Annotated in this window: 14 protein-coding genes and 2 pseudogenes; 5 read left to right on the top strand and 11 right to left on the bottom strand. The window is 52.4% G+C overall.

Features of this window, described 5'->3' with window-relative positions; translation table 11 throughout:
* The first annotated feature begins 193 nt into the window (after positions 1 to 193).
* Both KTT_RS03870 and KTT_RS03875 read left to right on the top strand, forming a co-directional pair.
* Positions 194 to 1,408 carry a thaumatin family protein gene (locus KTT_RS03870; RefSeq protein ID WP_160145619.1) on the top strand — a complete coding sequence of 405 codons (1,215 nt, stop codon included), beginning with the start codon at positions 194 to 196 and terminating at the stop codon, positions 1,406 to 1,408.
* A gap of 862 nt (positions 1,409 to 2,270) precedes the next feature.
* On the top strand, positions 2,271 to 2,492 hold the full coding sequence (locus tag KTT_RS03875) for a hypothetical protein (RefSeq protein ID WP_126594735.1): 222 nt from the start codon (positions 2,271 to 2,273) through the stop codon (positions 2,490 to 2,492).
* A gap of 382 nt (positions 2,493 to 2,874) precedes the next feature.
* Here KTT_RS03875 and KTT_RS03880 read toward each other — a convergent pair whose 3' ends face one another.
* Together KTT_RS03880 and KTT_RS03885 are read right to left on the bottom strand one after the other, a co-directional pair.
* Positions 2,875 to 3,663 carry an integrase core domain-containing protein gene (locus KTT_RS03880; RefSeq protein WP_126594736.1) on the bottom strand — a complete coding sequence of 263 codons (789 nt, stop codon included), beginning with the start codon at positions 3,661 to 3,663 and terminating at the stop codon, positions 2,875 to 2,877.
* Positions 3,664 to 3,723: 60 nt separating this feature from the next.
* On the bottom strand, positions 3,724 to 4,935 hold the full coding sequence (locus KTT_RS03885; protein ID WP_126599396.1) for an IS256 family transposase: 1,212 nt from the start codon (positions 4,933 to 4,935) through the stop codon (positions 3,724 to 3,726).
* Between the two features lie 197 nt (positions 4,936 to 5,132).
* Between KTT_RS03885 and KTT_RS03890 the strand changes: the two genes are divergently transcribed.
* Positions 5,133 to 6,707 (top strand): ISL3 family transposase, encoded by a 1,575-nt coding sequence (locus KTT_RS03890; RefSeq protein WP_235845818.1) that lies wholly within the window; start codon positions 5,133 to 5,135, stop codon positions 6,705 to 6,707.
* A 243-nt stretch (positions 6,708 to 6,950) separates the two neighbouring features.
* On the top strand, positions 6,951 to 8,123 hold the full coding sequence (locus KTT_RS03895; protein WP_126594737.1) for an epoxide hydrolase family protein: 1,173 nt from the start codon (positions 6,951 to 6,953) through the stop codon (positions 8,121 to 8,123).
* A 325-nt stretch (positions 8,124 to 8,448) separates the two neighbouring features.
* Here the strand turns inward: KTT_RS03895 and KTT_RS03900 are convergent.
* The 3 genes and pseudogenes from KTT_RS03900 to KTT_RS03910 all read right to left on the bottom strand — a co-directional run.
* A pseudogene (locus tag KTT_RS03900) lies at positions 8,449 to 8,712 on the bottom strand (transposase); the annotation flags it as partial.
* Between the two features lie 83 nt (positions 8,713 to 8,795).
* Positions 8,796 to 10,655, bottom strand: a complete 1,860-nt coding sequence (locus KTT_RS03905; protein ID WP_126594738.1) for a reverse transcriptase/maturase family protein — start codon at positions 10,653 to 10,655, stop codon at positions 8,796 to 8,798.
* 1,138 nt (positions 10,656 to 11,793) lie between these two features.
* Positions 11,794 to 12,753, bottom strand: a pseudogene (locus KTT_RS03910) (IS256 family transposase); the annotation flags it as partial.
* Between the two features lie 221 nt (positions 12,754 to 12,974).
* Here KTT_RS03910 and KTT_RS03915 point away from each other — a divergent pair.
* Positions 12,975 to 14,630 carry a hypothetical protein gene (locus KTT_RS03915; protein WP_126594739.1) on the top strand — a complete coding sequence of 552 codons (1,656 nt, stop codon included), beginning with the start codon at positions 12,975 to 12,977 and terminating at the stop codon, positions 14,628 to 14,630.
* 19 nt (positions 14,631 to 14,649) lie between these two features.
* On the opposite strand, the gene KTT_RS03920 is transcribed toward KTT_RS03915, so the two are convergent.
* The 6 genes from KTT_RS03920 to KTT_RS03945 all read right to left on the bottom strand — a co-directional run bounded on the left by KTT_RS03920 (position 14,650) and on the right by KTT_RS03945 (position 26,593).
* Positions 14,650 to 16,521 carry a serine/threonine protein kinase gene (locus KTT_RS03920; protein ID WP_126594740.1) on the bottom strand — a complete coding sequence of 624 codons (1,872 nt, stop codon included), beginning with the start codon at positions 16,519 to 16,521 and terminating at the stop codon, positions 14,650 to 14,652.
* Positions 16,522 to 16,761: 240 nt separating this feature from the next.
* Complete coding sequence (locus KTT_RS03925) at positions 16,762 to 19,470, bottom strand: glutaminase domain-containing protein (RefSeq protein WP_160145620.1); 2,709 nt, start codon at positions 19,468 to 19,470, stop codon at positions 16,762 to 16,764.
* A gap of 311 nt (positions 19,471 to 19,781) precedes the next feature.
* Positions 19,782 to 22,397: a glycosyl hydrolase family 18 protein gene (locus tag KTT_RS36655; protein WP_218030829.1), complete on the bottom strand. Its 2,616-nt coding sequence runs from the start codon at positions 22,395 to 22,397 to the stop codon at positions 19,782 to 19,784.
* Positions 22,398 to 22,410: 13 nt separating this feature from the next.
* The gene (locus tag KTT_RS03935) at positions 22,411 to 23,409 is read right to left on the bottom strand and encodes a hypothetical protein (protein WP_126594742.1); all 999 of its coding nucleotides are present in this window, start codon (positions 23,407 to 23,409) and stop codon (positions 22,411 to 22,413) included.
* A 17-nt stretch (positions 23,410 to 23,426) separates the two neighbouring features.
* On the bottom strand, positions 23,427 to 26,168 hold the full coding sequence (locus tag KTT_RS03940) for a VirB4 family type IV secretion system protein (protein ID WP_126594743.1): 2,742 nt from the start codon (positions 26,166 to 26,168) through the stop codon (positions 23,427 to 23,429).
* Between the two features lie 17 nt (positions 26,169 to 26,185).
* A complete protein-coding gene (locus KTT_RS03945) occupies positions 26,186 to 26,593 on the bottom strand; it encodes a PrgI family mobile element protein (RefSeq protein WP_126594744.1) in 408 nt (135 codons plus the stop codon).
* Positions 26,594 to 26,611: the final 18 nt, after the last annotated feature.

Here is a 26,611-nt window from a genome sequence, read left to right on the forward strand (position 1 = left end):
AAAAATAGAATATCTGGCTGTTCTGGCGCAATATTGAAAACTATCAAGTAGGTGACATCTTTCTCATGCATATGGGTGGTGAGAAAGAATGACTTTCGCGAAGGCAAATTCTGTCCCTCTATTCCTCTCGTTCTTCCATCATTATTGGGATACTCTCAATAAAGTAACGCTACCACAAACAGTGGAGAAAAATATGAAATGCATGTTGAAGACCGCACTCATTGGGGGCGTGACGCTGCTGCTTATCGTTATGCTCTGGCCATGTGTTGTTCAACCACCGTCGAGTGTTAGAGCGGACAGCGGTGGGATACGCACATTTTCGTTTGTCAACGACACGTCGGAAACCATCTGGGCGGGATCCTCAGGGAACCCCGGCTTTCCGGCTCCCGCGGGCGGGGGATGGGAGATGGCTCCTGGCTCAACCTTCTCGGTGACGGTATCGAATAACTGGCAAGGCCGTTTTTGGGGTCGCACATACTGTTCTTTTAATGGCACGGGCACCGGCCGCTGTGAGACCGGGGACTGTGGCGGCGTCTTGAAGTGTAACGGCGCGGGCGGAGCTACCCCCGCTAGCCTGGCTGAGTTTACTTTGGACGGAGCGGACGGCCAGGATACCTATGATGTGAGCTATGTGGATGGCTTCAACGTTCCCATGACCATTTCCCCCATTGGAGGTGCTTCCCCCAGGGCAGGTGACCATTACTGGTGCGGTGTTGCCGGCTGTGGAACGGATCTGAACGTTGGCTGCCCCAGTCCGTTGCGCATCATCGATTCCAGCGGACGCACAGTTGCTTGCAATAGTGCCTGCAACGCCTTCAATACCGATCAATATTGTTGTAGGGGCAATTATAACGCCACCAACTGCAAGCCCACTACCTGGCCCGTCAACTATGCCGCCTATTTTAAAAGCGGCTGTCCCGATGCCTATAGTTATGCCTATGATGACCTGACCAGCACATTTTCCGATAGCGGCGCGAATTACTTGATATCCTTTGGTCCTCCCCCTGGAGGTGGTAAAACTGTCGTCAGTACCGGTGGGGGTGGCGTCACGGGTGCTCCCCCTGCAATCGTGATGCCGCAAGAACACATGGCTTTTGCCGAGAACAACCCGAATAGCGCAACAACGAAGATCACGAGCGGACCGTTTCACGTGCAAGTAACCAGTGCCGGCAGCGGCGCTCTTCACTTCACCTTTACGCCCGATGGTTGGAGTCCTGGTGCCGTAACCATACGCTATGACGCGCTTGGAGGGGCGATGCATGAGTCGCAGATGAGCAACGAAGATGGGAGTTGGCAGTATACCGCGAACAACCTGGGCCAAAAAGGGCCTGTCGCCTACTGGTTTAGCTTTCAGCAAGATGGAGTTCAGTACACCACCGACAGTTGTGCCGTCTGGACCTCTTCCTGAACGGAGGGCTAAGGTGCGTATGGGGGGACGGTCTGGCGGCTGTCCTCTCTTCTGTTCTTTTTTATATATTTTCTCTATCCCTATCTAAGATTAGAATGTGTCTGACTTCCGTCATGCAGGGGGTGCATGCTCGCCCCCGCACGCGCGTCCGCTCCGCAGCCGCACTGGTTTTATGTATTCGTGCAGGGGCGCGCTGATGCGCGCCCCCTGCACGAATACATAACGGAATTCTGAGCACCGAACGTGCGAAAACCCATGCAGGCTGCAAGCCATCATCATGAGAGTCAGACACGCTCTTATATAAATTGAAAAATAAAGTGAATTAATAAATATTTTGCGCAAAATGCGTATATCAGAAAGGAATGAAGCTCAATGGATAGAATTTTCAGAAGAAATAACCGGGGAGGAACAGGTAACCGGGGGGATGCAGGCAGGCAGCGAGAAACAGGGAACCGGCAGAATAATGGGGACAATAGATCAGCGTTTAATCCTATTCGAGATGGTACGGATGAACCTCTTCCTCGTTATGAAGAGCGTGAATCCCATCAACAACTCCATGAAGTCGCTCCACCCACTCTTTCACCTGATGGCGTTCGATACACTGTTTCAACTAGAATTCGGGCTATGCAGCTTCATGAATGTGGATCACAGCTGTATGAAGCACGGCGGCGTGCCGCACAGGAGAGATCAGGAATGACGGAAACGGGGCAAGGGGGAGATGGATGGACAGCGGATGAACAGCGAAGAATGCAAGAGGAGGCCAATGCTCGTCGTAGGCTGCGAGGATTAGGAACGGGGGATTCTGCTCAAGAGTCAGGAGGGCTGCGACGGATGGATACAAGAGCCAGGGAAGAAGCACGACTTGCAGCAGAATACTACGCGACGCATGATGGTGGAGGAAGTAACGACGGGTCTGGAAGGCTGCGACGGATGGATACAAGAGCCAGGGAAGAAGCACGACTTGCAGCAGAATACTACGCGACGCATGATGGTGGAGGAAGTAACGACGGGTCTGGAAGGCTTCGGCGGACGGATACAAGAGCCAGAGAAGAAGCACGACTTGCAGCAGAATACTACGCTCTAGAGACACCTGATGGTGGAGGAAGTAACGACGGGTCTGGAAGGCCTCGGCGGACGGATACAGGAGCCATTCGAGACGAGAGGAGGAATATAATGATCGATTTCGCTTCAGGAGGGGCAGATATTGGATTTTACGGCTCGCCGGATGTTATTCGAGATATACAGCCAACGCAGTAGGAAGCGGTAGAGGGAACGCCTGCTTCCTCACGCTCCGGTGTCAAGTACCCAATTCTATATACACCCAATGATGGATATATACGGAGGACGAAACTGATCACGAAATGGAAGCCAAAACCATTTCTGTTTTTTAATTGGCACGCACTTTTCGTACCATATTGACGGAAGAAGTCAAAGGCAAAAGCGATAGCGCCCCTTGGCTTCTTTTGTCAATATGGTACACTCTTTGCTGCCAATGCTGCGTTTGCCTGTACAGAAATCCGATTCGGTGCCGTCGTTAATCGTATTTCCCCAGCAATGGGGAGTCCATGCGCTTGTGCATACTGATCGGGCGAGAGATCATTCAGTCCCTCATGTGGTCGGATTTCATTGTAGAAGTTGATCCAATCTTCTGCTGCTTGAAGAAACACCCCAAGCGTTTCATACCGCCGACGCTCCGCAACGGAGAGCTTAAACTGTCCCACAAATCGCTCGGCATAGCCATTATCCGTTGGCGTCCCTGCACGACTCATCGAACGAAGAAATCCCTTTTCAAGTAAAGCTGCTTGTGTTACCGCTGCTCCAAATTGGCTTCCCTGGTCTGAATGAAAGATGGCCAGCGGGATCGCATCGTTGATCAGGTTGATCGTGTTCACCACCAGTTCAGCACGCATATGGGACTCGAAGGCCATCACCAGAATGTGCCTCGTCTGTTTCCACAGCGCAAAGCATCCACGAATCCTGGTTTGGTCAGCCAGTTTGATCTCAAAAATGTCGGAAAACATCACTTCTTCTAGACCAGGAAGGATGGCCTGATCGGTTGAAATACCCGTTTGTTGTGCGAACTGCTCACGGATTTTTTCAGGGTTACGGAGCAAATTGGGCACCGTACTCTTCGCTTTTCCCGGATAGGTGTACTTTCTTCTCTTTCTCCGCGCAGTGATACCATATTTCTTCATCACTCGCTTCACCCGATTTTTCCCCATATGCAGAATTTTTCCGAGCTTGCGATGCCCCATGGTATCGTCTTTTTCATACCAGGCTTGAGTCTGTCAAGACTTTTGTGTATGTATTTTGCTCTATTGGGGAAAACGCTCCCCAAAGAGCAAAGCAAAGCAATTGAGCGCTGGCACCCAATGGTAAATGGGCATGGTCCACTTTTTGGCAATATTGAACATGGCCAGGTACACGACTTTGTAGACGGCTTCCTCGGAGGGGAACATGCGGTGGTTCCGTGTCACCTTGCGCAATGACATGTTGACTGACTCAATTGCGTTGGTGGTATAGATCACTTTGCGAATATCTTCTGGATAGGTAAACAACGGGATAACATGGCTCCAGTGGCTTCTCCATAACTTACTGATGCTCGCATATTTTGGGTCCCATTTCTCTGCAAACAGTTCTAACTGAAATTCCGCTTCCATTTCCGTGGCGGCGGCATAGATCTGCTTCAAGTCGGCGGCCACCTCCTTGCGGTGCTTGTAGGACACATATTTGAGCGAGTTGCGCACCATGTGCACCATACACAGTTGGACCTGGGTCTGCGGATAGAGCGTTTCGATGGCTTCGGGCAAGCCAGTGAGCCCATCCACACAAGCGACAAACATATCTTTGAGTCCCCGATTGTGCAACTCGGTGAACACGGAAAGCCAGAATTTGGCGCCTTCGTTGTGGCCTAACCACATTCCAAGCAATTCTTTTTGGCCCTGCATGTTGACCCCTAAAGCCAGATAGAGGGCGCGATTGATGATGCGCTGGTTCTCCCGTACTTTGACCACCAGGCAGTCCACGTAGACAATCGGGTAAAGCACCTCCAGCGGGCGATTCTGCCACTGACGCACCTCATCAAGCACGGCTTCGGTGACATTGGAGACAAACGTGGCTGAAATGTCAACACCATAGAGCTCCTGGATCTGCGCTTGAATATCACGGGTCGTCATGCCACGGGCGTAGAGCGCCAGGATCTTCTCGTCAAAGCCCTCCAGCCGTGTTTCATGCTTGGGGATCAAGACAGGCTCAAAACTGGCATCACGATCCCGTGGCATGTCAATGCTCACCTCTCCTTGTGATCCTTTGAGGGTTTTGCGGCTGCGTCCATTGCGGACGTTGGTGCATTCTTCAGTGCGCTTGCCATGCTTAGGATAGCCGAGATGTTCTTCCATCTCTGCTTCCAAACAGCGTTCGATCAACGCGCCAGTGAGTTGTTTGAGAAATCCGCCTTCAGCGAGCAGCTGTTTCGGATCGCTGCATTCTTTGAGCAGTTCATCAATGAGTTCGCGTCGAATGGTCATACGTTTTTCCTCTTCTTCCATCTTCCTCATCCTATTATACGTTACGTCTTACGTATCACGTATTACGTATTATTTACACAAAATATTGGCTCTTCCGCACTTTCCGTGCTGGGCTTGCAACCCCTATTCGTAGAAAAAGATGGAGGGAAATTGTTTTGCCTCCAATAAAATCATGAATGAGGTGCTCCTTCTTGCCAATGCTTCCGTTCTCGTTATCCGGTTTTGCCATTCAACACATCACACATATCAGGGAGATCCTAACTATTACGGCCTGTGCCACTAGTCCCACAGCGGCTTGCCCATCTTGCCAACACGTTTCGTCTCATATCCATAGTTATTACACACGCTCACCACAAGACTTGCCGGTCAGCGGTCACATTGTCCAGCTTGTTTTACGAGTGCGGCGTTTCCGCTGCTTGAATCACACTTGCCAGCGACAAACCTTTGCCGAACGCTTGCCTAGTCTTCCCGTTTCAGCCCGGCAAACGACTCGGTTAGCAACATTGCTGGATGGCATCGCTGTTGTTCTCAGTGGACAAGCAGGCTCACGACTCACCGAGCAATTAGCCATGCCAGTGAGCGCCGATACACTTCTCCGACGAGCCAAAAAGAAGGCCCCACCGTCACCAACGCCCCGAATCCTGGGTGTGGACGATTTTGCTTTTCGACGCGGGCGCACCTATGGGACGATCCTCATCAATTTAGAAAGTCACCAACCAGTTGATGTGCTGGAAGATAGGAGCGCAGAAACCTTTGCCGACTGGCTCAGGAAGCATCCAGGCGTCGAAATTATCAGCCGAGATCGTTCCAAGGACTACCTACGTGGGGCAACTGAAGGCGCACCACAAGCCCAACAAGTCATAGATCGCTGGCATCTGTTAAAAAATCTTCGGGAAGCTGTCGAGCGATTTCTCAGTCATACCCAAATGCCAGAGGAGGTAAGAGCGGAAATCAGCTTGACGATTGCGCCGCGTCAGAAGAGAACCAGTGGCGAGCGAGCTCGCTCCGAGGGCTCACGAAACCGACGCCTGGCACTCTACAATCAGGTGGTGGAGTTATCCAAGCAAGGAGGGACTATTCAGGGGATCGCCAGACAACTCCAGATCAGCCGGCAAACGGTTCGCAAGTTTGTTCAGGCCTCCACTTTTCCTGAATTTCAGCGAGTTCCTCGCACCAAGAGCGCGATTGACCCATATCGCCCATATCTGCAAGAGCGTTGGGAAGCAGGATGCCGCACCATCGACCAGTTATGGAAGGATGTGCAAGAGCGTGGATTTACTGGTAGTTGGATGATGGTCTACCGCTGGGTTCAACTTCAACAGGACGAGAGAGCTGAGGCAGCCGACCAAACGCAACAAAACACGCAGACGAGAACAAACAAACTGGCTCCGCGCCATCTTGCCTGGCTGTTTCTTCACAATCCTGAACATCTGGAGAAGCAAGAACGAGAGGCCCTTGCTCTGCTGCGAAAAGTACCAAGCATCGAAACAGCCTATGGATTAGTCCAACAATTTGTCGTGATGCTCACAGTGCACAACGCCAAACCACTGGATACCTGGCTCTGGGACTGCCAACTGAGCGGGATTAGCGACCTGGTGACCTTTGCTCAGGGCTTGGAAAAAGAAGGTTCTGCTCTCCACGCAGCGTTCACTCTTCCGTACAGCAATGGACCTGTCGAAGGAAAAATAAATAAATTGAAATATATAAAGCGATCCATGTATGGGCGAGGTGGTTTCCCGCTCTTACGCCAAAAGGTTTTGAAAGCTGGATGATGGAGCACGGAAAGTGCGGAAGAGCCAAAATATTTTACACACTCCGTATTGGCGAAATCCAGACAGATATCTCCACCAACCAACTCAAATTCTTTGGTGATGACTGTGCTCACATCCTTCTTCCTTTATTCCTTTTTGGTAACCATTAAAAATGACTTGACAGGTTACCATCAATAGCTCTACACTGTAACGTATAAATAGCATAATAACAGGTTACAATCACCTGTCAAGGAGATATGTTGGATGCAACAAGAACCATTCACTATCAGCATTGCGCAAACAATTCTTGATGATGTAACGAAGCGTTTGGAGCGAGTACGGTGGCCTGATGAGGTCGAGGGGGCGGAATGGGATTATGGAGCAAACCGTGAATATATGCGGGAACTGGTTGACTACTGGAGAAACACGTTTGATTGGCGCGCCGAGGAAGCACGGCTGAATCAGTGGCACCATTATCGAGTTCTTCTAGACGATATGCAAATCCATTTTATCCATGAACGAGGGCGAGGACCCAATCCGCTTCCATTAATTATTACTCATGGGTGGCCGGGCTCATTCGTTGAGATGCTCAAGTTGTTGCCTCTTCTTATTGATCCTGCTGCGCATGGCGGTGACCCGGAAGACGCCTTTGATGTCATTCTTCCCTCTTTGCCCGGCTTCGGGTTCTCCGATCGACCAGTGAGACAAGGTATAACCAATATGCAGATTGCCGACCTGTGGAAACGCTTGATGGTGGACGTTCTTGGTTATCCACATTTCGGAGCAGGTGGCGGTGATATTGGTTCCGGCGTGACGCAACGCCTGGCACTCATGTATCCTGATCGGCTCATTGGTATGCATCTCACGTACCTGGGATCTGCACTGTCATCGCTTGATCCACAGGGACTATCAGAGGCAGAAAGGCACTATCTCCACGAGGTTGAGCGCTGGTCAGCGAAGGAGGGAGCCTACTCACATTTGCACGCAACCAGACCTCAAACACTGGCGTATGCTTTGAATGACTCGCCGGCTGGTCTAGCAGCATGGATTGTCGAGAAGTTTCGCGCCTGGAGCGATTGCGAAGGAGAGGTGGAAAGGCGTTTTAGCAAGGATGAATTACTCACGAATATTATGTTGTACTGGGTGACAGAAACAATCTCATCTTCAATGCGTCTCTATTTTGAAAATGCTCGTAACCTTTCCCCTTTACAGTCGGGACAACATATTGAAGTCCCGACAGCGTTTGCCCTCTTTCCCAAAGAGATCAACCAGCCACCACGTGAGTGGGCAGAACGCACCCTGCGGCTGCAGCGTTGGACACAGATGCCACGAGGTGGTCATTTCGCTGCGATGGAAGAACCAGCATTGCTTGCGGAAGATCTTCGTGCCTTCTTTCGTCCTCTGCGCACACATAATGTGACAAAGCAAACGTTATAGGTAAAAGCTTCCAGCTCTTTGTCCAGGGCTGTCCTCAATCCCTCTCTGCGTCGCTGGTAACGGTGGGGTGGAAAGCGAGGGGTAATGTCCAAGGAAGCTTCTAGTCGAAAGAGGCAACCGGGCTAGAGGAAAACGGAGAGGATGAAATAACTGAACCTTCGATGAGGTTGCGTTAGACCAGGTCATCGGAACGGCTAAGTCGATGATGCCGGAGCAAGGAAACCGTAGCATTTTTATGCGGCCAGGGACATCCAGCTCCCGCAGCAAAGAAAGAAGAAAGAAAGAAGGGACACCATCCCGATTGTTGTGTAATAGCAGAAACGTTCTATTGAGAAAACGTTTTTGCGAGATCAAGCAAACGAGCGAATAAGTGGGAACAGCAGATCAACGGAAACATCGTGGCCCACACAATCGTGAGACACGATGTTTCCGTCGTGAAGCTGTCACTCTGATCCGTTCGCTGCCTCACATTGCTAAAAAAACGTTCAATGGCATTGGCCGTGCGAATGTAGCGGTGCATAACTGGCGGAAAGTCATAATAGGTCAGAAGGTGCTCCTCATCTTCGCACAGGCTTCGTATGGCGTTGGGTAGGGAGCCAGCGCCTTTTCCTGTTTCCAGGCTAGGTTTCTGTCACCCCCCCACCGAATGAAGTAGGATACCGGGGAGGTCCCTCACGGGCCTTGTCCGTTACCCTCTTCCCGAACCGGACTGGACCGTTTCCGTGTCATCCGGCTCTCCGGTCCCTGTTTCCGAAATGCTGCGGTGGATGTTCCTGCATGGATCTCCTCGTGACATTTCCGGCATACCACCAGGGTTTTGCGTCGGCGTGTCGCCATTTGTTTGACCCATCCAGGTTTCTCTCTTCGTCCGGGCTTTTCCAAGTCGGCTAGTTTGCGGATATGATGGACCTCTACTTTCTCGCTGGATCCGCAGAGTTCGCAGGTGTCGGCTAACATCCGCTGAAGTAATTCGCTCCGGTTAGTCATGACGAATTGAGGGAAGCGATCAACAAGGATAGCATCTTGTTTCCGTTTGAGAGGAATTCCCCCAAAATGCGTAACAAGTGGCTTCTTGTTGTCTCGTTGCACCACTACTTGCAGGCATTTTCTTGGTCCATGAGGCGTTTCGATGGTGGCTTTGTATTTCTTTGCCATCTTCGTTACGCTCGATCGATGCTTGCCTGCCAGCGTTTTGAGCAACGATGTTTCTGCAATCCAGTGCAATTTGTTGAACCAGCCAACATTGTGAGCCAAGAGATAGTACTGGACAATCCCTCGATATTCCGACTGATATTTGCTGACAATGCTGTAATCACTGTCGCGGATCAGCACGCCTCGTTGAGCTGGTTTTCCTCGTTGCATATACAATGCACATTTTTGTTCAATGACTTCTTTGGGAACTCGTAAGGCTACCATCTCGTTGACTTGTCGTTGCCCTCGATGGTCGAGCTTGTCATCGACATGTTGACTCACGATCTGATACCCAAGAAATTTCGCTGCTCCTGTTCGCGCATGCGTCAGCAACGTTTTCTCCTCGGACAGTTCCAACTTGAGCGTATCGTGCAGGAATGTCCTCAGTTCGCGTTTGATTTCCTCGGCTTCTTCCTTTGGGCCACTGAAACCAAGCACCCAATCGTCGGCATACCTCACATAACGGAGTCTGCGGTAGTTGGGGTCTTGAGGATGTTGACTCGGCAGCTTTCGCCGCTGCTTCCGCAACATGCGGATAGCTTGTCGATCTCCTCGACGCTTGGCACGGGCAATGGCATTTTCAATGTTCTGGTACGCAGGATTTTTGGCTCGTCGCTTCCCTTGATTGTATTTGGGAAGCAACACCGTCTCGACAAATTTGTCCAGCTTATCCAGGTAGATATTACTGAGTATTGGGCTGCACACACCGCCTTGCGGTGCCCCGCTCAGCGTTTCATGCCAGCGCCATTCTTCAAGATACCCTGCCTGGAGCATGTGTCGGATCAATCGCAAAAATCGGTTATCGTGGACTTTTTCTCCCAGGATAGTCATGAGTACTTCATGGTCCAGGCTGCCGAAACAGTCGGAGATATCGCCCTCAATATACCAATGCACGCCTTTCCAGGTTTGCACAATTTCGCTGAGTGCCGTATGGCACCCGCGCCCTGGGCGAAACCCGTGAGAATGCTCGCTAAAGCGCGGTTCAAAGTAGGCATCGAGCAATTGACGCACCACCTCTTGCATCACTTTTGACGACCAAGACGGAAGTCCGAGCGGGCGTAATTTTCCATTCTTTTTGGGAATGGAGATCCGTTTCACAGGTGTCCATCGCCACCGTTCTTGACGGATGAGGCCAATCATGGCTGCGATTTTCTCCCTGGACATACCATCCACGGTTTCTCCCGTGGTGTCTGGCGTCATGGCTCCGTCATTGGAGTAGAGACGCGCATACGCCCGGAGGTACAACTGTGGATTGTAGAGCTGTCGGTAGAGCCTGGTTACTGGTAATCCTCGCTCACCGCGGTTTCGGATGATACTCAGGACTGTTGTGGCGTCCTGCATTTTCGCATACCTCGCTTTGCTGAGTATCTAGGTTCCTGTGCCCCTTTGCCCTGTACGCTGCTTTCCAGCGCTCCCTGGTGGGACGTGATCCCCACGACTCATATGGGCACTCTGTTACCCTAAAGGTCGCCCTTCGTAGGTAATCCCGTGGTACGTCTTTGAGATACGTTCTAGCCGCACGTTAGGGTCTCCACTCATCTCTTGATCTGACTTCGTTCGTCTTCTTTCACCTTCAGGGATTGCCTCGGCCTCCGGTTCAAGCCAAAGCAGAAGATGACATCGTTTTCAAGCGTTCTTCCGATGGGCGGGCCACTTACACCAAGTCGAGATTGGAGTTTAAGCAGTCTAGCTTTACCCGTGGTGGGCGAGCCATATGACGCTCATGCTTTACAACGCTTTCAAGCATGGGTCATTTTTTTTTCAGCATGCTCTTGTTCCGTTTGGCTTTCGCCGCCGGGTTAGCTGGTGGCTCAAGAACATTTCCCTAGTTCCTCCTGTCTGTAACAGGAATATCTCAAAGCGCCTCACGGCGCACACCGGACTGACCAATTTCTCAGTATCCGGCTCTCCAGCTCTGCATGGTTTTTCGGGTCGGTTTGTTTGCATTACGCATGCCTCACCGTTGTATCCATACATCACCTGCGTCCCTTCGCCGTGTGGTGGGCGTTACCCACCTCTGACTACTACGAACGCTCCGTGGCCCTGTCGGGTTTTCAGGGTCTCTTCCATAGCCTTAAGGCATCCCGATGTAGGCCATCTCCGTTTACTCTTACCTGCACTGGATATGGTTTAGGTTCCCGTTCGTGTCCTTGCACGTGCTTCTTCACGCCGTTTGAGAGCCAGAGAGTGTGGAGACTCCCGAAGCTGGTCTCCACAGGCTCTTCTGTATACACGTTAACCAGCGTGTGTATACCCCCGCTATTAGGGCTAGGGCACTGGGTTTAAGGCAGTATAGCTTTGACCATGCCGTATCTTGAAATCGCCGAGCAGCCAGCTTGCTGATTTCACTAGCTCTCGGCTTTACCAACATGCTCTGTTCCCTTCTGACGTTTCCATCTCCGGTCAGTTGGTTTTTCACGCAAGCCCTCTCTACTTGCTGCAACATTATGCATTACAGGCAAAAACATTACGGACGCACCTCGGGATAGCGCTTCTGGTATTTGGCTTTGAACGCGGCCAAATTGAGAAGTGCATCCTCATTGCTCTCTTGTTTGAAAATGCCTGCAAGTTCCGTACTCACCTCTTTACGCTCACGATGTGGGATGGCATTCATCACATTGCGTTGTTTATGCACCACACAGCGTTGTCGCGGGGTTGCCGCAAAGAGCGTGTCAACCGCCGAAAGAATCCCCTCATGTCCATCAGTCACAATCAGATCCATCTGCGTGGCCCCACGTCGGCGCACATCTTGCAAGAGGCAACTCCAGCCATCTTTGCTTTCCTCTGCACAAGCACGCAGCGCCAACACTTCTTTGTTTCCCTCCAGGTCAACACCGAGCGCAGTTAAGAGCACCGTCGAATCGGTTTGGTCTCCATGGCGTGCGGTGAAGTACACCCCATCGAGATACAGGATCCGCCAATGCTCTTGCAGAGGGCGTTCACGCCAGGTTTCAAATTGGTGTGTCAACGTGTGATTGAGGCGACTCACCGTGCTAGAACTGGGCGCGACGCCCGTCAAGGTTTCCGCGACTTCTCCGACCTTTTGGGTACTGACTCCGGCCACGAACATCTGCGTCAAACCCTCTGCGATATGAGGTTCATAGCGGCTGTAGCGATCGAAGACCTGCGTATGAAAGTGGCCTTCACGAACCCTGGGGATCTTCAGGTCTTCAATGGAGCCAGACGAGGTTGCCAGATCGCGCGTGTAGGTTCCATTGCGATACTCTTTCCTCTCAGCCATGTTCTCGCCCCAGGCGGCGCCGAGAAATTGCTCCAGTTCCTCGCGCATAACTTCTTCGATGACCACGCGTACCGCACTGCGTGTGAGAGCGCGTAAATGCTCATGGAAGGCGTGTTGGTCGGGGAGTGGTGGAACTTCTGGCTTTGACGTTGAGAGGCCGGTGTCTGATGTGGTACTCTTTTTCTTAGCAGCAGGCATAGTTTTCTCCTTTTCCAAGAAATGAAGAATGTGTTGAAAAGGGACAACCTATGCCTCTATTATTGTCTCACACCACTCTATTTGGGAAGGCTTTCCTTTACACACAACTCGGGATGGTGTCAGAAAATCTGTCCCTACATCCCCCTCGTTATCTCATCCCACTTCTGATATTCTCGAAAAAAGCGGGCAAATCTATACAGGCACTGGAGAGAAATTCTACAATGGACGAGGGTCACAATCTACTACAGGTGAAGGATACAGATGATCTGCTGGGGAACAGAAAACAAGATATACGACCTGAGATTGATGTCCCGCATAGGCAGAACGGTAACAGCGATACCGGTGAACTTGCCTCTTCCACGCCATCATCGTTTCCAGTGACCGAAACTGATATCGCCATCGCCACTGCTGAAATACGCGATGATCGGCCAGGTGCGCAGATGTCAGCGCAGGAGGAAGCAAGAAAACCAGTATTTCCCTTTAGCGAGGCGGACTCCGGGAAATATCAAAACATCTTGACCTCTCTTCGCGAGCAAGAGTTTAGCACACAGCCGGAATTGGACACGTCAGCGTTGCTACCACTACAGATACAACTCAAAGAAGGGATAGAGACTGACGAACTGCAAGTGCTGGCGACACCTGAGCAACTCCATGATCTGGAAGAGTCTGTCGAAAGCGGAGAGACTGACGAACTGCAAATATTAAGAGAGCTTGAGCAGGCTCTTGATCTGGAGATGATAGATGCGCTTGAGGATGCGGTCAAGCCAGAGACGGAGCCGGAAGCTACTATGCACTATTCACAGCCCGTCGACCTCCCTCTTGAGTCAGCGGCCGTAGCCTGGGATCAGCACCAGATATCCCCAACGGTTGTCCATACTAGATTGAAACGCCATGCGGTACAACGTAAGCCATCATCTATGCTCTTACTATCGCTGGCGCTCTCCACCGCGTTCATCGGCACTTTGAGCGGGGGTATCTTCAACAACTCGCTGGCTGCGAACAACTTGTTGGTGCCGCGCCCGATTGCCAGTCATTGGTCAGGCAATGCGCCAGCACAGACACCAACACTGCGACCGACACCGAACCAGACCGCACGACCAGAACCGCGACCGACACCGAACCAGACCGCACGACCAAAGCCGCAACCGACAGGGTCAAAACCTGCTCCGCAGCCTGCAACACAATCTCCTCGGCAGCCTGATGGCCAGCAGACAGCGTCGGTGCAACCACAGTCCACAAATGCCCCGCTCACCCAATCGCCAACGGTGCCATCAGCACCAGCATCAGCACCAGCCCGGACTCCGTCACCACCGTCCCCCCCGGTTCCGAGCAACAGTTTTACACAGGGTGCAACCAGCACCAGTGGAACGACCGCCCTTTTTGATTTTACGCCCAACGGTTGGACGGCGGGCTATGTGATTCTGCATTACACAGCAGCGGGTGCAATGCAGCAGAATGTGACTATGAGCAACAACGGAGGGAACTGGCAATACACCGTAGGCGGTCTGGGGTCCGGCACCACCATCACCTATTCATTTACCTATCAGAGGGATGGCGTTCAATATGATACCGGTTCATACTCCTGGACTTCCGCTGGATCTTCCAGCGGAAGCGGTTTCACTCAGAGTGTGACGCGCATTAGCGCAGGAGCTGCCAGCTTCACATTTACGCCTGGTAGTTGGACGGCGGGCTATGTGATCTTGCACTATACCGTAGCCGGATCAAGTCAGCAGAATGTGACTATGAGCAACAACGGAGGGAACTGGCAATACACCGTAGGCGGTCTGAACGCCGGTGCCACCATCACCTATTCATTTACTTATCAGAGGGATGGCGTTCAATATGACACAGGTTCTTATTCCTGGATGTTTCCGTAATGTGTTTGAAATGGGCAAATTAGAGCTTCCACACTTTCGCATTGCGGAACTGCAGGGTCGTTGGACTTCCTCCAGCGATCACAAAGATGCCGATATTGCCGCTACTGGAGGAAGAATCGTGGCAATGCATGACAATCTGGCTGTTCACATACAGATAAAGATCGCTCCCTTTTGCTACTACCGTCAACAGATTCCACTGATGGAGGCCGGTATAGATCGGCGCCTCATTTCTCTGGTAGAGAATACCTTCAGGCGCGACACCAGCCAGATCGTAGGTGCCATTTGCGTGGACGCAAAAGCGATATTCCGTGTTGGCATTAGAACGAAAGACCAGGCCTCCGCCATCGCCGGCGATCACGGACATTTCCACCTGGTAGGCGAAGTTACTAACTTTCGTAGTCTGAGACATGCACTGGACAAAATGTCCAGTGTTCGAGATTGTAGCCTGATAGGCTTCGCCTGTAAAGTTGCAGCCATCTTCATTGTGCCCCGTGGACTCGATCTGCCATTGATTCTCATCCTCCACCGTCAATGGATCATCGAGCACAGGCGTCCCGCCAGCCGCTTGTGTATATATCTGTTGTCGAGCAGTCGCGGTCAGCGTCGGGGCTGGCACTATGGGAGCCGCTCGCCATGCCAGATAGCCGCTCGGCACGAAGAAATAGGTAGACAGGCTGCTCACGACAACCAGAAGGAGAATCAGTGCCAGGAGCAACAGAAGCGACCATCTGGAGCGAAACCAGGGCTTAAATACAGCCACAGCTACGTGCGAACTCTTCGAACCATCGCTGGCTTGTGATGGTAGCACAGGTTCGGCAAGCGTATCGGCCTCCATCTCCAGCGCGTTTATGTACGGCATCTCCAGTATCATCTGTGGTTGTGCTTTCGGCTCTCCCAGGAATGGTGGTTGTACTTTCGGCTCTCCTGAACCATCCATGTCCTCTAGCTCAAGCGGGAAGAGAGCACGGTGATAGCTAACTGATGACTCTCGCACGAAAGGGAAAACAAAACGATTCTGTTGCGGAGGATCGGAACGGGTAATAGAAGTACGAGGAGACCCAGAGCTACATTCAGAGAGGGGCCATACGTGAGAGCGTGAGGAGGGCATGTTCTCATCTGGTATGGATATTGCCTGCAGGGCTTCGACCAGTCGGTTTACGCTCTCGTAACGTGCCATTGGCTCGCGGGCCAGGGCTTTGAGCAGAGTCGCGTCTAACGACTCCGGTATATGCGGGGCCAGGAGAGAGGGCGCAAGCGGAGAGCCAGACGAAACGTCGGGGAGTGTCCCCGTGAGTAATTCATAGAGGAGACAGCCAAGCGAGAACTGATCGCTTTTTCGACTCACCAGATGCATAAGCTGTTCTGGCGCCCGGTACGCTGCGCCTTGAGACTGAAGCGTATCGTCGGAGATGCTCTCATCGATGAGGGACGCGAGTCCGAAATCGGCAAGCTGCACCGTCTCATCGTCCGCGAAAAGCACATTATCCGGCGTGAGATGGCCGTGGAGAAGATTGTTGGCGTGGCAGTAGTTGAGAGCCTGCCCGATCTGAATCCCCATCCGCAGTGTTTGGGCCACCGACAACCGGGGAGGTGGGAGCGTACGTAGGTGGTTGCGTAACGAACCATGGGGAAGATGGGGACTGACCACAAATGGTTGCTGCTGCTCGACATCGGCATCGAGCACTGGTAGCAGATAGGGATGGTTCAGTTGTTGCAGGCGCGCCGCATCGCGCAAAAAGTCTCTTGCCTCATAGCCGGGTCCCAGGCATGAAGCATGAAAGATCTTGATCACTACCTCGCGCTCCGTCAGGCCAATGGAAGAAGCAAGATAGGTATTACTTAAAGGCGACTTTCCAATCTGCGTCACCAGAGAATAAGAGGCGAACTTCATAAATACACTTATTATTATCCAAAAATATCTTGAACGATAGAGAAATCGCGCCTCTGCCCTTCTGGAGGGCTTACGCGATGTAATCGATGCCAGTATAACACAAAACAGGGGGCAATAGGCTGGAAGGTAGGAATAGAAGTCTAAGTTCGTATCCTGATGGAACTATTTCAGAAGGGACCAGAAGCGGATATGGGGACGACGCCATAACACGTCGCCCCCCTCCAATGAGATGGGGTTGAGCTAATGGCGCGCCAGGAGCGCGAAGAAGCCACCAACAACCGGGCGAGCCTGGAAGCCAATTTGCCGGCCCGTAACAGTATCATACCAGTCCGTCGCTGGCACTCGGGATGGGCTGGTTTGATAAAAATGGTAGAGCGCGTCAATCAGGAAATGGCGCAGGTCAACCACATCCGTCGCGGCAGCCGTCCACATCTGCCAGTCCGCTTTCGTGTACGTATGCCGTGAGTCGAGCGGAATGCCATATGCCTGTTCCATCTTCTGATACCAGGTAGCCTCCTCAGCAGCAACTGCTGATGGGATCAGATGTAGATCAAGCAATGTATCGGGGAAGGCATTGTATTTCAAGCTATAGGAACCTATGCCGGTATCTGGTGGAGTATCAAACTCGCTATACGCGATATTCAGGTGCGCCTGAATTGGATCCTGGCTAAATTGCTGCCACTGTTTTATCAAGCTGTTGGCTGTATCGGTGTAGAACTGCTGGTCCGCGAGATTTCCCGCCGCCTTCGCGATCTTACTCATCGCGCCAATCGCAATGATTCCCTTGAGGGCCAGATTGCTACTATGTGCGATCGAGCCGGTAAAGTCATCTGTCTGATACTGATACAACGGATCCAGCGCGTTTGGCCGGCTGGGATCTTTATTTGGAGTATTAAGATAGTCGGCCCATTGTTTGAGCACTTTATAATGCTTCTGGCTAAAAGTCGCGGCTGCGTCGGCTTCGGCCCGCTGCACATGGGCCGCGGCCATAATTAGCATATTCGCGGATTCCTCAACCGGCATATTCTTCCCACTCCCGCTTCCCCCATCGTTATGGCCAGCAGCATTCGGATAAGATGTGCCAATATCATGAACACAGAACCGCTCTGGCCAGAGGCCACTTTCCACATATGTAAGGATTGGCGAGAGTAACAGACTGATGAGTGTGGGATTGAGATAATAGAAAATAGGAAATGCGGGATAAATGGCATCGACCGTTGAGATATTGCCGTTTTTCAAGAACAGCCAGGGCTTCACGGCAGTGTTCACCAGTTCTATGCCCCCAAACGCCTGGCGCGTCGCCAGAGCGCAGAGCGCGGCATAGTGAACGCCGTTCGCCGAGATCGCTGCCGCTGTAATATGTGTGTCGAGGGCATTGGCTCGGTTCACTGCCCCAACGACATCATCGTAAAAGTCTCCCAGCATGTGTTGCCAGCTCGACCAGTATGCCTGCCAGAGCGGAGGCAGAGGTTGACCCAGATAGCTCGCGGCTGGCTGGCGCACATGGCCTAGAGTCAGCACCAGCGGACTGCTTGCCACCCCATTTACCGCGCCGAGCGCGAAATGAAACGCGAAAACCGGCCAGTTGTCATTGATCGCACGCGGCATATTGGTATCCATGCTATTGTTCAGCTTCCCTTGCGTCACGAACTGCGTACGTACGGTAGGAGCCAGGCCGCTCTGGTAGGTCAAATTGGCGGTTGTGTTTGCGGCCCAGACAGCCTGGCCCCACGAGGGATAATCCTTCGTTTCCGCCAGCAGCGTTGGGGAATCTGGAGTGATAGTGAACGTTGTCAGCGTTCCCGTGCGATGCGCAACTTGCTGCACCTGCCAGTTGATCAAGGTCGAACTCGCGCCATGAGCCCATTCGCCAGAAATATCAAAATAGAGATGTACCGTATGTGTAGCGCCATCGTTGCTCTGCGCCTGCGCGAGAATGTAGCCAAAGGGCTGTGAAAGCCGCTTGAGGTCCGTCGCCTCGACTGGCGAAAGAAATGTCAGGTAGAGTGTGATCCCGCCTCCCTGGAAGACATAGCGCGATTGTGTCGGCGTGATCTCCAACTGGTTTTGCTCCATCGCATTTATACCCGGCGAGCCCAAAAAGCAATAGACGTTCTCATCGATGCGCGCAATGCCTGTAATAGCCTTGATATCGCCAGTCCAGAAGATTGGCCAGGTGCCGGGAGCGATATCGCTACACTGCCAGGTGTTCACATAGGGGCTGCGTACAATCAGTGGTACAGCGGGAGGCCGTATCGGTGAAATCATCGGTGCAGATTTGCAGAGATTGCCGATCTCTGTTGCTCCCAGGGCTTGATTGTAGAGACGTACCTCATCGATCAAGCCTGACCAGAATTCTACATCCCTCTCCCATCTGGCTCGCCCGATAACCGTTGTACCACCGGCGTTCCAGGCCGCTGGAACGCTCTGGGTGCTCTGAAGGACACCATTCACATATAGACTGCTCTGCTTTGTGCTGGCATTATATACACCGACCAGGTGATACCAGGTATTGATGACCGGGTTGAAATTTGAGGTCGCGCGGATCGTCGTTCCGGAGGTCGAGTCCGTATCTACCAGGCTGAAGGCAAATTGTCCGCTCTGCGTGAACTGGAGATAGAAGCCGCTAATATTTGTGCCATCCTGACTGACGGCTGTGTGCCAGTTGCTCAGATCAGAGAGTTGCACCCAGGCCGCGACGGAGAAGCTCTTGCTGGTATCGAGCACGCTCTGACCGATATCAACGCTTGTGTTCGTGCCTTGAAAAGCCAGGGCCGCGCCAATTTTGCCACTCATCCATACGGGACCATTTTTCAGCTCTCCATGATAGCCATTGCCGGAGAGATCGGCTACCTGGTTGCCACTCGCATCATCTAACGGCCAGTAACCAACCAGACCCGATGCTGCTCCATTCGTTTTCCCGACCGCCTCCCCGTGTGTTAACACCATATCCTTGATCCACTCTTCACTTGCTAACATCGCCAGACCCAAACTCGCGCCTGCATGTAGCAATCTACGACGTCTTATTTTCCGTTCCAGAATAAATGCCTGTGCTTCATTTTGCTTAGACATCCAATATTTCCGTTTCTCTACTTCATCTATCAACACTATGAGTCATCCCTAATTTTTGAAAAATCTGAACAGGGATTTCACGTTCCCAATGCGGGAGGTGCAGGAGGGCGGCCTGCCCTCCTGCACCTCCCGGTTTTGTGAACTTTTTCAAAAGTTCGGGGTGGTTCATATCTGCTTCGCTATCTACCCTACCCACCCTTCACAGTTTTCGCGAAATTGTAATTATTGAATGCATCCCAGTTGATCGACCAGATCATCACATCCTGAATCGCGTAGTTCTGGGAGGGCTTGAACGAGCCACAGCTTTGTCCGCTGGACAGACAACTGATTGCGGACTTGACCACCGAGGGATTGACATAGCCGCTCCCGGCAGCAGGCGTAGACGCGGGCAAGCCCAGTCCGATCTGGCTGGGACTCAATCCTCCCTGGGCCTGCAGGCATGCCTGCGCAGTCAGGAAGTCGACGCTTCCCTCTGAATAGACATTGCCATCGCAGCCACTCATCGTACCCGAGTTGTAATACTGCATATTCACGATAGTCAGGATATGCTTGATCTTCAGCGCCAACTGGAAGTACGAGGCCTGCGTCGATTGCATATCCACGGTCTGTGGTGCCAGGGTGATAATCAGATGGGTGACGGAGTTTGGCGAAACGCCCATGGAAGACTGCTGACCGGACTGAACCAGATCGGACAACTGTTGGAGCGCGCTGGCCATATAGGTTGCGTTGAGGCCATTCTCCAGGTCAATATCGACCCCATCAAACCCATACTTCTGCATCAAGCTATAGACACTATGGGCAAAGTTCGTTGCCGCCGTTGCGCTGGCGACACTGATCGACCCATTTTGTCCACCGACCGAAAGAATGACTTTCTTGCCCTGCTGGTGCAGCGAGGCGATGTCGGAAATGAACTGAGTATCGCTGTAGCCGCCGAGCGCCCTTGAGAGATTGGGATCGACGCTAAAGGTCACTCCTCCTTCATTAGTCGGATCGGCGTTGGCAAAGGCAACGGCGATCAGGTCATAGTTGGTATTGATATCGGTCAGCCGCAGCGGCTTCGCGCCATTGGTAAAGTTTTGCCAGTAGCCGGTCAGGGTATGCGCGGGCAGACCACTAGACGTTGAAGGACCTGGATTGCTCGTAGTATTTTTCGTATAACAGGCCGGCGGATTCTTCGGCGCTGGTATCAGTTTCCCTGGCTCACGTTTAATAAGCGTATACCGATCCGCCGCTACAGATGGGTCGGTCAGATTGCCCTGGTCCGTAATTGCGGTCGAGATCAAGGACAATGTTGCGCTTGCGCCATGGATTATTATGTGGTAGAGAGATTCGCCGCTGGTGGCCCATCCCTCGTTGTCGCTAATAAAATTGAGATTAACCAGGGAGACATTGAATGGTCCGGATTGCTGTGAGGGAATGGTCGCATCAGGTTGCACGTTCAGCTTCTGCCATCCTCCATTGACGAGCTCATACAGATTCGCATTGCCATCGGTGTTGCCGTTGGTGTTGTATTCATAGCCGATCACAAAGACATGTTGCGCATCTGGCGCGGACAATGTATGTGCCAGATCAACGATCGGCGAGTCGAAATTGCTGGTTGGGCCTGCATCCGTTATGGTATATGAGCCAGTGGGATCTATCTTCATGGAAAATAAGTGTACAAAGAGGTGCGACAGATCACCGCCTTTGGGATTGATCTGCACTGGCACGATACCGCTCCCATCCCCAAATATTGTCGGGGGCGAAGAGACAAAGAATGAATCGTTGTTTTGGTCAGGTGCACCTCCTGGCGCGAGCAATGCATTCGTATAATCTTGCGACCAGTCGATACCATCACGAGTATCCATGAGTAACGTGTGCCCTGTATTTACCGCCCCGGCCCATCCCACAATCGACTGCGTCGGTGTGACCGTACAGCCCTGCACCGTTGAGCCATCATCTTGCGCACAAGGACTATAACTGAGAGGACCTTGCGAGTCCGGTGGGCAAGGCGCTGAACTCGCGACGGTCATGCCAGTAACACCATCCTGGGCAGAGATCACGGATGCGACTGAAGCCCCGGTCCCGGTTAAGTTGGTCGTCTGTGAGTCCCAGGTTACACCACCGTCCGTGGTATGGTACAGGTTGCCGACAGAGGTGCCTGAGCTGGCAATTTTTGTTGCCAGTTCCATCCAACCTTCATGCGGATTGATAAAATGTATCTCGCTGGACCCTGCCGGATTGTCTATAGACAGGGTATTGGAGGTCATCCAGGTCTTGCCACCATCCACTGTAGAGCGCACATAGATAGACATACTTATCGTGGGCATATGGCTTGTATCAATGCTTGGCTGACCATGAACATCCACTGTCGGCACCGGGTTAGCGGCAATATTGCTCATAGCGGTCGCCTGGGCATTCATATCTGCTTGCGACATTTTTTCTGCTACGGCAAGCCAGGCATGATTGGCATCTAAGAAACAGGTGGCGATGATGCCCTGGAGGTTCGGCTTCGACTGGTCCGATGCCTCCCAATCGGCTGGCGTCACCTCTACCCAGGTTTTTCCACCGTCGGTCGTTCTCATGACCGCATCAATGGTGGTCGCCCAACCGTTATTTTCGTCAAACATTTTGAGATGATTAAAGTTGTTTGCACTGAATGTGTTTGAGTTTGAGAACTGCATGCCTCCTGGTGCCTGTAAATTTGACGTAGGGGGACCCAGGTTACAAAGCGCTCCCATCATCAAAGGCGCTGTTATTACCAGTAATAACAGCGCGAACAATTTGCGTTTCTGACGCGGAGGAGACGGTTGCTCTTCCATCATTGAATCTCCTTACTCATGGCTTTTTTTCTTGAGCGATTGTGCCTGTACTACTTTTTTTTCTGCTCCTCTTTACCTTGACGGCTTGATCCGGACGACTATCGTCGCGACTGGCCTTCTCCACCTGATCTTTGTCTTCTTGCTCTTTTGTGCCACTGCCACCATCATCGCTGTTAGCCTTTTTTGTGTGAGCGCTGTCATCCTGTTCTTTCTTAGTATTGCTTTGAGGAGCGCTGCCTGCCTTTTTTGCTGTTTCGTCGTCATTCTGTTCTTTTTTATCTCTATTGCTGCTGCTATCCATTTCTTCTTTCAAGTTACTGTTATCCACCTGGTTGGCCTGCGCTTGCGCGCGGGCGTTTTGCATCTCTTGCACATCGCGCATCAGGTCTATATCGTAACTAAAGATTTCCGGAAGATTGTCAGCCAGCGGATCGCCGTAGACGAAGACCGTTTCCTCCTCGACGATGGCTGGAGTGAGCTTTTCTTCTTGCTCTGTCTCATCTGGATCAGAGGGCAGATCGAAGATAGCCGCGCTCATATCAAATGGATTCTGCTCATCCTCGTCCGCGTTGGCGGTGTCCGGTGGCGAAGAGGCGTCTGCCACGTCCTGCTCTCTGGACGGCGCGGGCATCGGAGCTAGAGCGGGCACGTTGGCGACGCTCAAGGCAGGGGCGCTGCGCACCTGCCCTGGAGTATCTTTGAACGCGAGGACTTCGCGCACGACGACCAGCGCGAGTATCGCCCAGGCCGCCAGAAAGCACAATACTTGCAGGAGCAAGATCGCGAAGGGAGCAAACATGGCGCTCCCGCTCGCTGCCTGCAATGTGCTCCATGCTCCCACCATCTGCATCAGGCGTGCCCACGCCAGCGGGAAAGCCTCTACTGAAAGCCACACGACGATCAGCCCGACCACGATAAGTAAGAACCAGGTACGGAACTGGGGCGACCGCACTTTTGCTAGAAGCCCTGAGTCCTGTAAATCCTCCACCCTGGTACTGGATGATGAACTCTTCATCTCAAGCGCCCGCCTCACTATTTTTTGCTACTTATACTTTTGTCATCAACAAGCATTTGCGCGTTCAGTTGCCCTGTCTCTCTTGCTGGCTGTTTCGAATTCGGTTTGCTCTCGTATGCCTGCGCTTGTTGGTAGTTTTGCTCAAGATCGAGCGCGGCCTGCTGCGCCGAAGAGAGGCGGGAAACAACGGTAGTATTCGCCATTTTGGCCTCCATCGGCGAGGAAAGCACTTCCATCTGTGTCCAGCTTTTAATAGAGAACAGACCTTCACCACGCCGGGCGCCTAGCAAAAAGGCCCTCTGCCCCGGACTCAAGTGGAAAGTGTTTGTGACAGAGTCGATGGTGCTGGGATCCTGTTTCATTAAAAACTTCATCGTGGACATCGCAAGAATCGTCTTGCCCTCATCGGAACTCAAGAAATCGTCCGAGTTCTGCGTCGTACACCACAAACCGCCGCCGTATTTACGGATACGACGGGCCATCTCTTCGAGGAATTTCGCCCCCTGCTGAAATTGCATCAGTAGCCACGCTTCGTCGATGAGGATGATCGTATTCGGCTGCGGAGTTTTTGCCTGGCGGGCCTGGCGAATCTTGGTCCACAGGAAATCCGCGATCAGGAAGAGGCCGATCGGTTTGAGCGCATCATTCAGCTCACGAATATTGAAGTCGATAAAGCGGTTATTGAGGACCACGCGCGTTCGCGTGGGGAACAGGTGCAGGTAGCGCTCTAAGCGCTCACTCAGACCGTAGGTATCCTGGCCCATGCCGAAGCGCTCATCGCCGCGTAGCGCGCTCGACATAATCACATAGAACTCCTGCATATTCGGTGGGACACGATGATGGGTTGAGCGATCCATCGTAATGCCCCGGTTCTCATAGGTTTTCATCAGGCACCGATAGAGGAAAGCTTTTTCCTTTTGTGGCAGCACACCTTCATCGGAGAGTAGCAGTTCCAGTAGGGTCAGCAGATTGAGCAGTTTCTCACGAAAGAAGTTGATTTCGTCCTTTGTTCCGCCCTCATCCGCAAGATTTGTTCCTGAACCATATAACTCAAACGGGTTGATTTGCAGTGATTCGGAGGCCAGGCGCACATTCTGTCCCTTGACGACATCACACATATTGCCGTACTCGGCCTCCGGGTCAATGACGTAGACGTTGCAGTCGGATAGCAGACGGCTGGTGACGACTTTGAGGAAGAAGCTTTTCCCAGAGCCCGATTTGGCGAACACAACCATATTAGCATTCTCTAATTGCCGGCTGTCAAAGGGATTGAGAATGATCAGGCCGCCGTTGGGGTGTGCGCCAAACATGACGCCCGATTCCATGCTAATATCGCTGTTGGTGAAGGGATAAAACGTGCTCGCCGCGCCGGTGCCGAAGAGGCGGCTTCGCCCTAACTGATTGTTCGCGTCGGGCAGACAGCTCATTAAACCAACATGATGCTGCCAATGCGCGGGCAGGGCACGAAAATCTGAGCTGCGAATCGCACCGGTAATGCGATTGCTGCGCTCCGTGAGTTCGCGGCGATTGCGGCCACGTACCTGCACGAAGGCCGCGATGCTGAAGACACGCTCAGTGCCGCGCGCGATATTCTCGCGCAGCTTCTCTACATCACCCAGAGCGATCGCGGTTTCCGGGTCGGGCGTTCTCCCCTGGCGTTGCGCGACCATGGCTGCGCCGCGAAATTCTACCGCCCGTTGCCCCAGACTCGTGGCGACCTGCTGCGGTGACAGCGGCTTGATGTGGATGCTGAAATCAATATTTGGCTCATCAACCTGGATAATGTTATCAAACCAGCCTGGATACGCGTTGCGCGGATAGCTTGCCATCGCCAGCGTCCGGACGTATTCATGGTCCATCTCGCCATCAACACGGATGTAGGAAGGGAAGATCTGAATGCTGCTCGGCGTGATCAAATCCGGGATGTTGACGAACGTGGGAATCTTCTCCTTTTGTTTCTTGTCTCGTGCTTTCAGCTTTGCCTGCTTTTTCTCCTGCTGGCGCTTCGCTCTGCGCTCACGAGCGGTAAGGGGCGCGGCATCGTTCTCCGCTTCTTCATCGCTTTGTAAGGCAGGTTTGACTGCAGTGAGGGCATCAACCTGAGGCTCAAAGGCGGAAACGGTCGGGCCGCCATGTGCCCCTTCGATCATCTTCTCGGTGACTGGTCTGAGACGAGCCTCCCAGGGCGTATAGCAGCTCTGGTAGAGCTGGACGATCTCGATATCGTTTAAGCGCCTCCCGGTCAATCCCATCCGTTCCAGTTGCCGTAGCAATTCCTCCATGCGCAGGCTCAGTTGCAACTGCGCGTTGATTAAGGCTTCGGTTTTATCCCGGGTCGCTTGTTTATCGGCGGGAACGATAATATAAAATTCGCGCTTAACCAGTGCGCGGCGCGAACCCAGCACACGCACAAAGTTGGCGTGGTCGCGCATAATAGGGGCCATGGTTCCTTTAACCGAATCCAGCATGTTGAGGTAATTGTCCAGATTGTGCGGACGATTGCGAATCAAGATCTGGATGGGATACGAGAGGCCATTTAAGAAGCCTTTAAAGCCTTCAATGATGGCTTCCTGCTCTTCTTCCGACATCAAGGAAAAATTAATAGAATTTATTTGAAGGATGCCTCGATACTCCATGGTCTTCTGACCGAAACCCAGACAGGCAACATCACCTTGCACATCCCATAATCTGATGAAGGTGTTTACAATATTCATGGGGCTGCTCAACATCATGCTGGGGGGTCGTGGTGCGATTGACATAGAAATTGACTCCTGCTCTATTCATCATCATCATCATCATCATCATCGTTGCTCATCCGAACTTTTTCTCGTTCTTTCCCTTCACCCTGTGTTTCGGGCAATATGCTGCTCTCTTCCGCTGGCATATAAATGAAGACTTTGGGGATGATCGAGTAGAATATCCAGGCGAGCGCCCATTCTTCCAGAGGCCGGGTCGCGATCTTGATAAAGGCGACAACGGCCGCCGCTGCAACAAGGATGGCAGCGATGATAATTTTTATGGCATCGGTAAGAATCTGGCTACCGGTAAGGGAAGGGCTGATATCCAGCCACGATAGATATCCTAGCGCCAGGCCAATCGCGAGGATCAGCAGTTCGCGACCGGTGCGGCCAAAGATGATCGCGGGTTTCTGGTTGAGAAATGTTGGGAATTCTTCTTTCTTCATCACATTCCTTGTTTTTCG

This window comes from Dictyobacter aurantiacus, assembly GCF_003967515.1.
GTDB lineage: Bacteria > Chloroflexota > Ktedonobacteria > Ktedonobacterales > Ktedonobacteraceae > Dictyobacter > Dictyobacter aurantiacus.

What these genes read in the sequence shown, in the direction of transcription:
- KTT_RS03870 (WP_160145619.1), top strand. Translation starts at nt 194, where the DNA reads ATGAAATGCATGTTGAAGACCGCACTCATTGGGGGCGTGACGCTGCTG.
- KTT_RS03880 (WP_126594736.1), bottom strand. Translation starts at nt 3,663, where the DNA reads ATGGGGCATCGCAAGCTCGGAAAAATTCTGCATATGGGGAAAAATCGG.
- KTT_RS03885 (WP_126599396.1), bottom strand. Translation starts at nt 4,935, where the DNA reads ATGACCATTCGACGCGAACTCATTGATGAACTGCTCAAAGAATGCAGC.
- KTT_RS03890 (WP_235845818.1), top strand. Translation starts at nt 5,133, where the DNA reads ATGCTTCCGTTCTCGTTATCCGGTTTTGCCATTCAACACATCACACAT.
- KTT_RS03895 (WP_126594737.1), top strand. Translation starts at nt 6,951, where the DNA reads ATGCAACAAGAACCATTCACTATCAGCATTGCGCAAACAATTCTTGAT.
- KTT_RS03905 (WP_126594738.1), bottom strand. Translation starts at nt 10,655, where the DNA reads ATGCAGGACGCCACAACAGTCCTGAGTATCATCCGAAACCGCGGTGAG.
- KTT_RS03915 (WP_126594739.1), top strand. Translation starts at nt 12,975, where the DNA reads ATGGACGAGGGTCACAATCTACTACAGGTGAAGGATACAGATGATCTG.
- KTT_RS03920 (WP_126594740.1), bottom strand. Translation starts at nt 16,521, where the DNA reads ATGAAGTTCGCCTCTTATTCTCTGGTGACGCAGATTGGAAAGTCGCCT.
- KTT_RS03925 (WP_160145620.1), bottom strand. Translation starts at nt 19,470, where the DNA reads ATGGTGTTAACACACGGGGAGGCGGTCGGGAAAACGAATGGAGCAGCA.
- KTT_RS36655 (WP_218030829.1), bottom strand. Translation starts at nt 22,397, where the DNA reads ATGATGGAAGAGCAACCGTCTCCTCCGCGTCAGAAACGCAAATTGTTC.
- KTT_RS03935 (WP_126594742.1), bottom strand. Translation starts at nt 23,409, where the DNA reads ATGAAGAGTTCATCATCCAGTACCAGGGTGGAGGATTTACAGGACTCA.
- KTT_RS03940 (WP_126594743.1), bottom strand. Translation starts at nt 26,168, where the DNA reads ATGTCAATCGCACCACGACCCCCCAGCATGATGTTGAGCAGCCCCATG.
- KTT_RS03945 (WP_126594744.1), bottom strand. Translation starts at nt 26,593, where the DNA reads ATGAAGAAAGAAGAATTCCCAACATTTCTCAACCAGAAACCCGCGATC.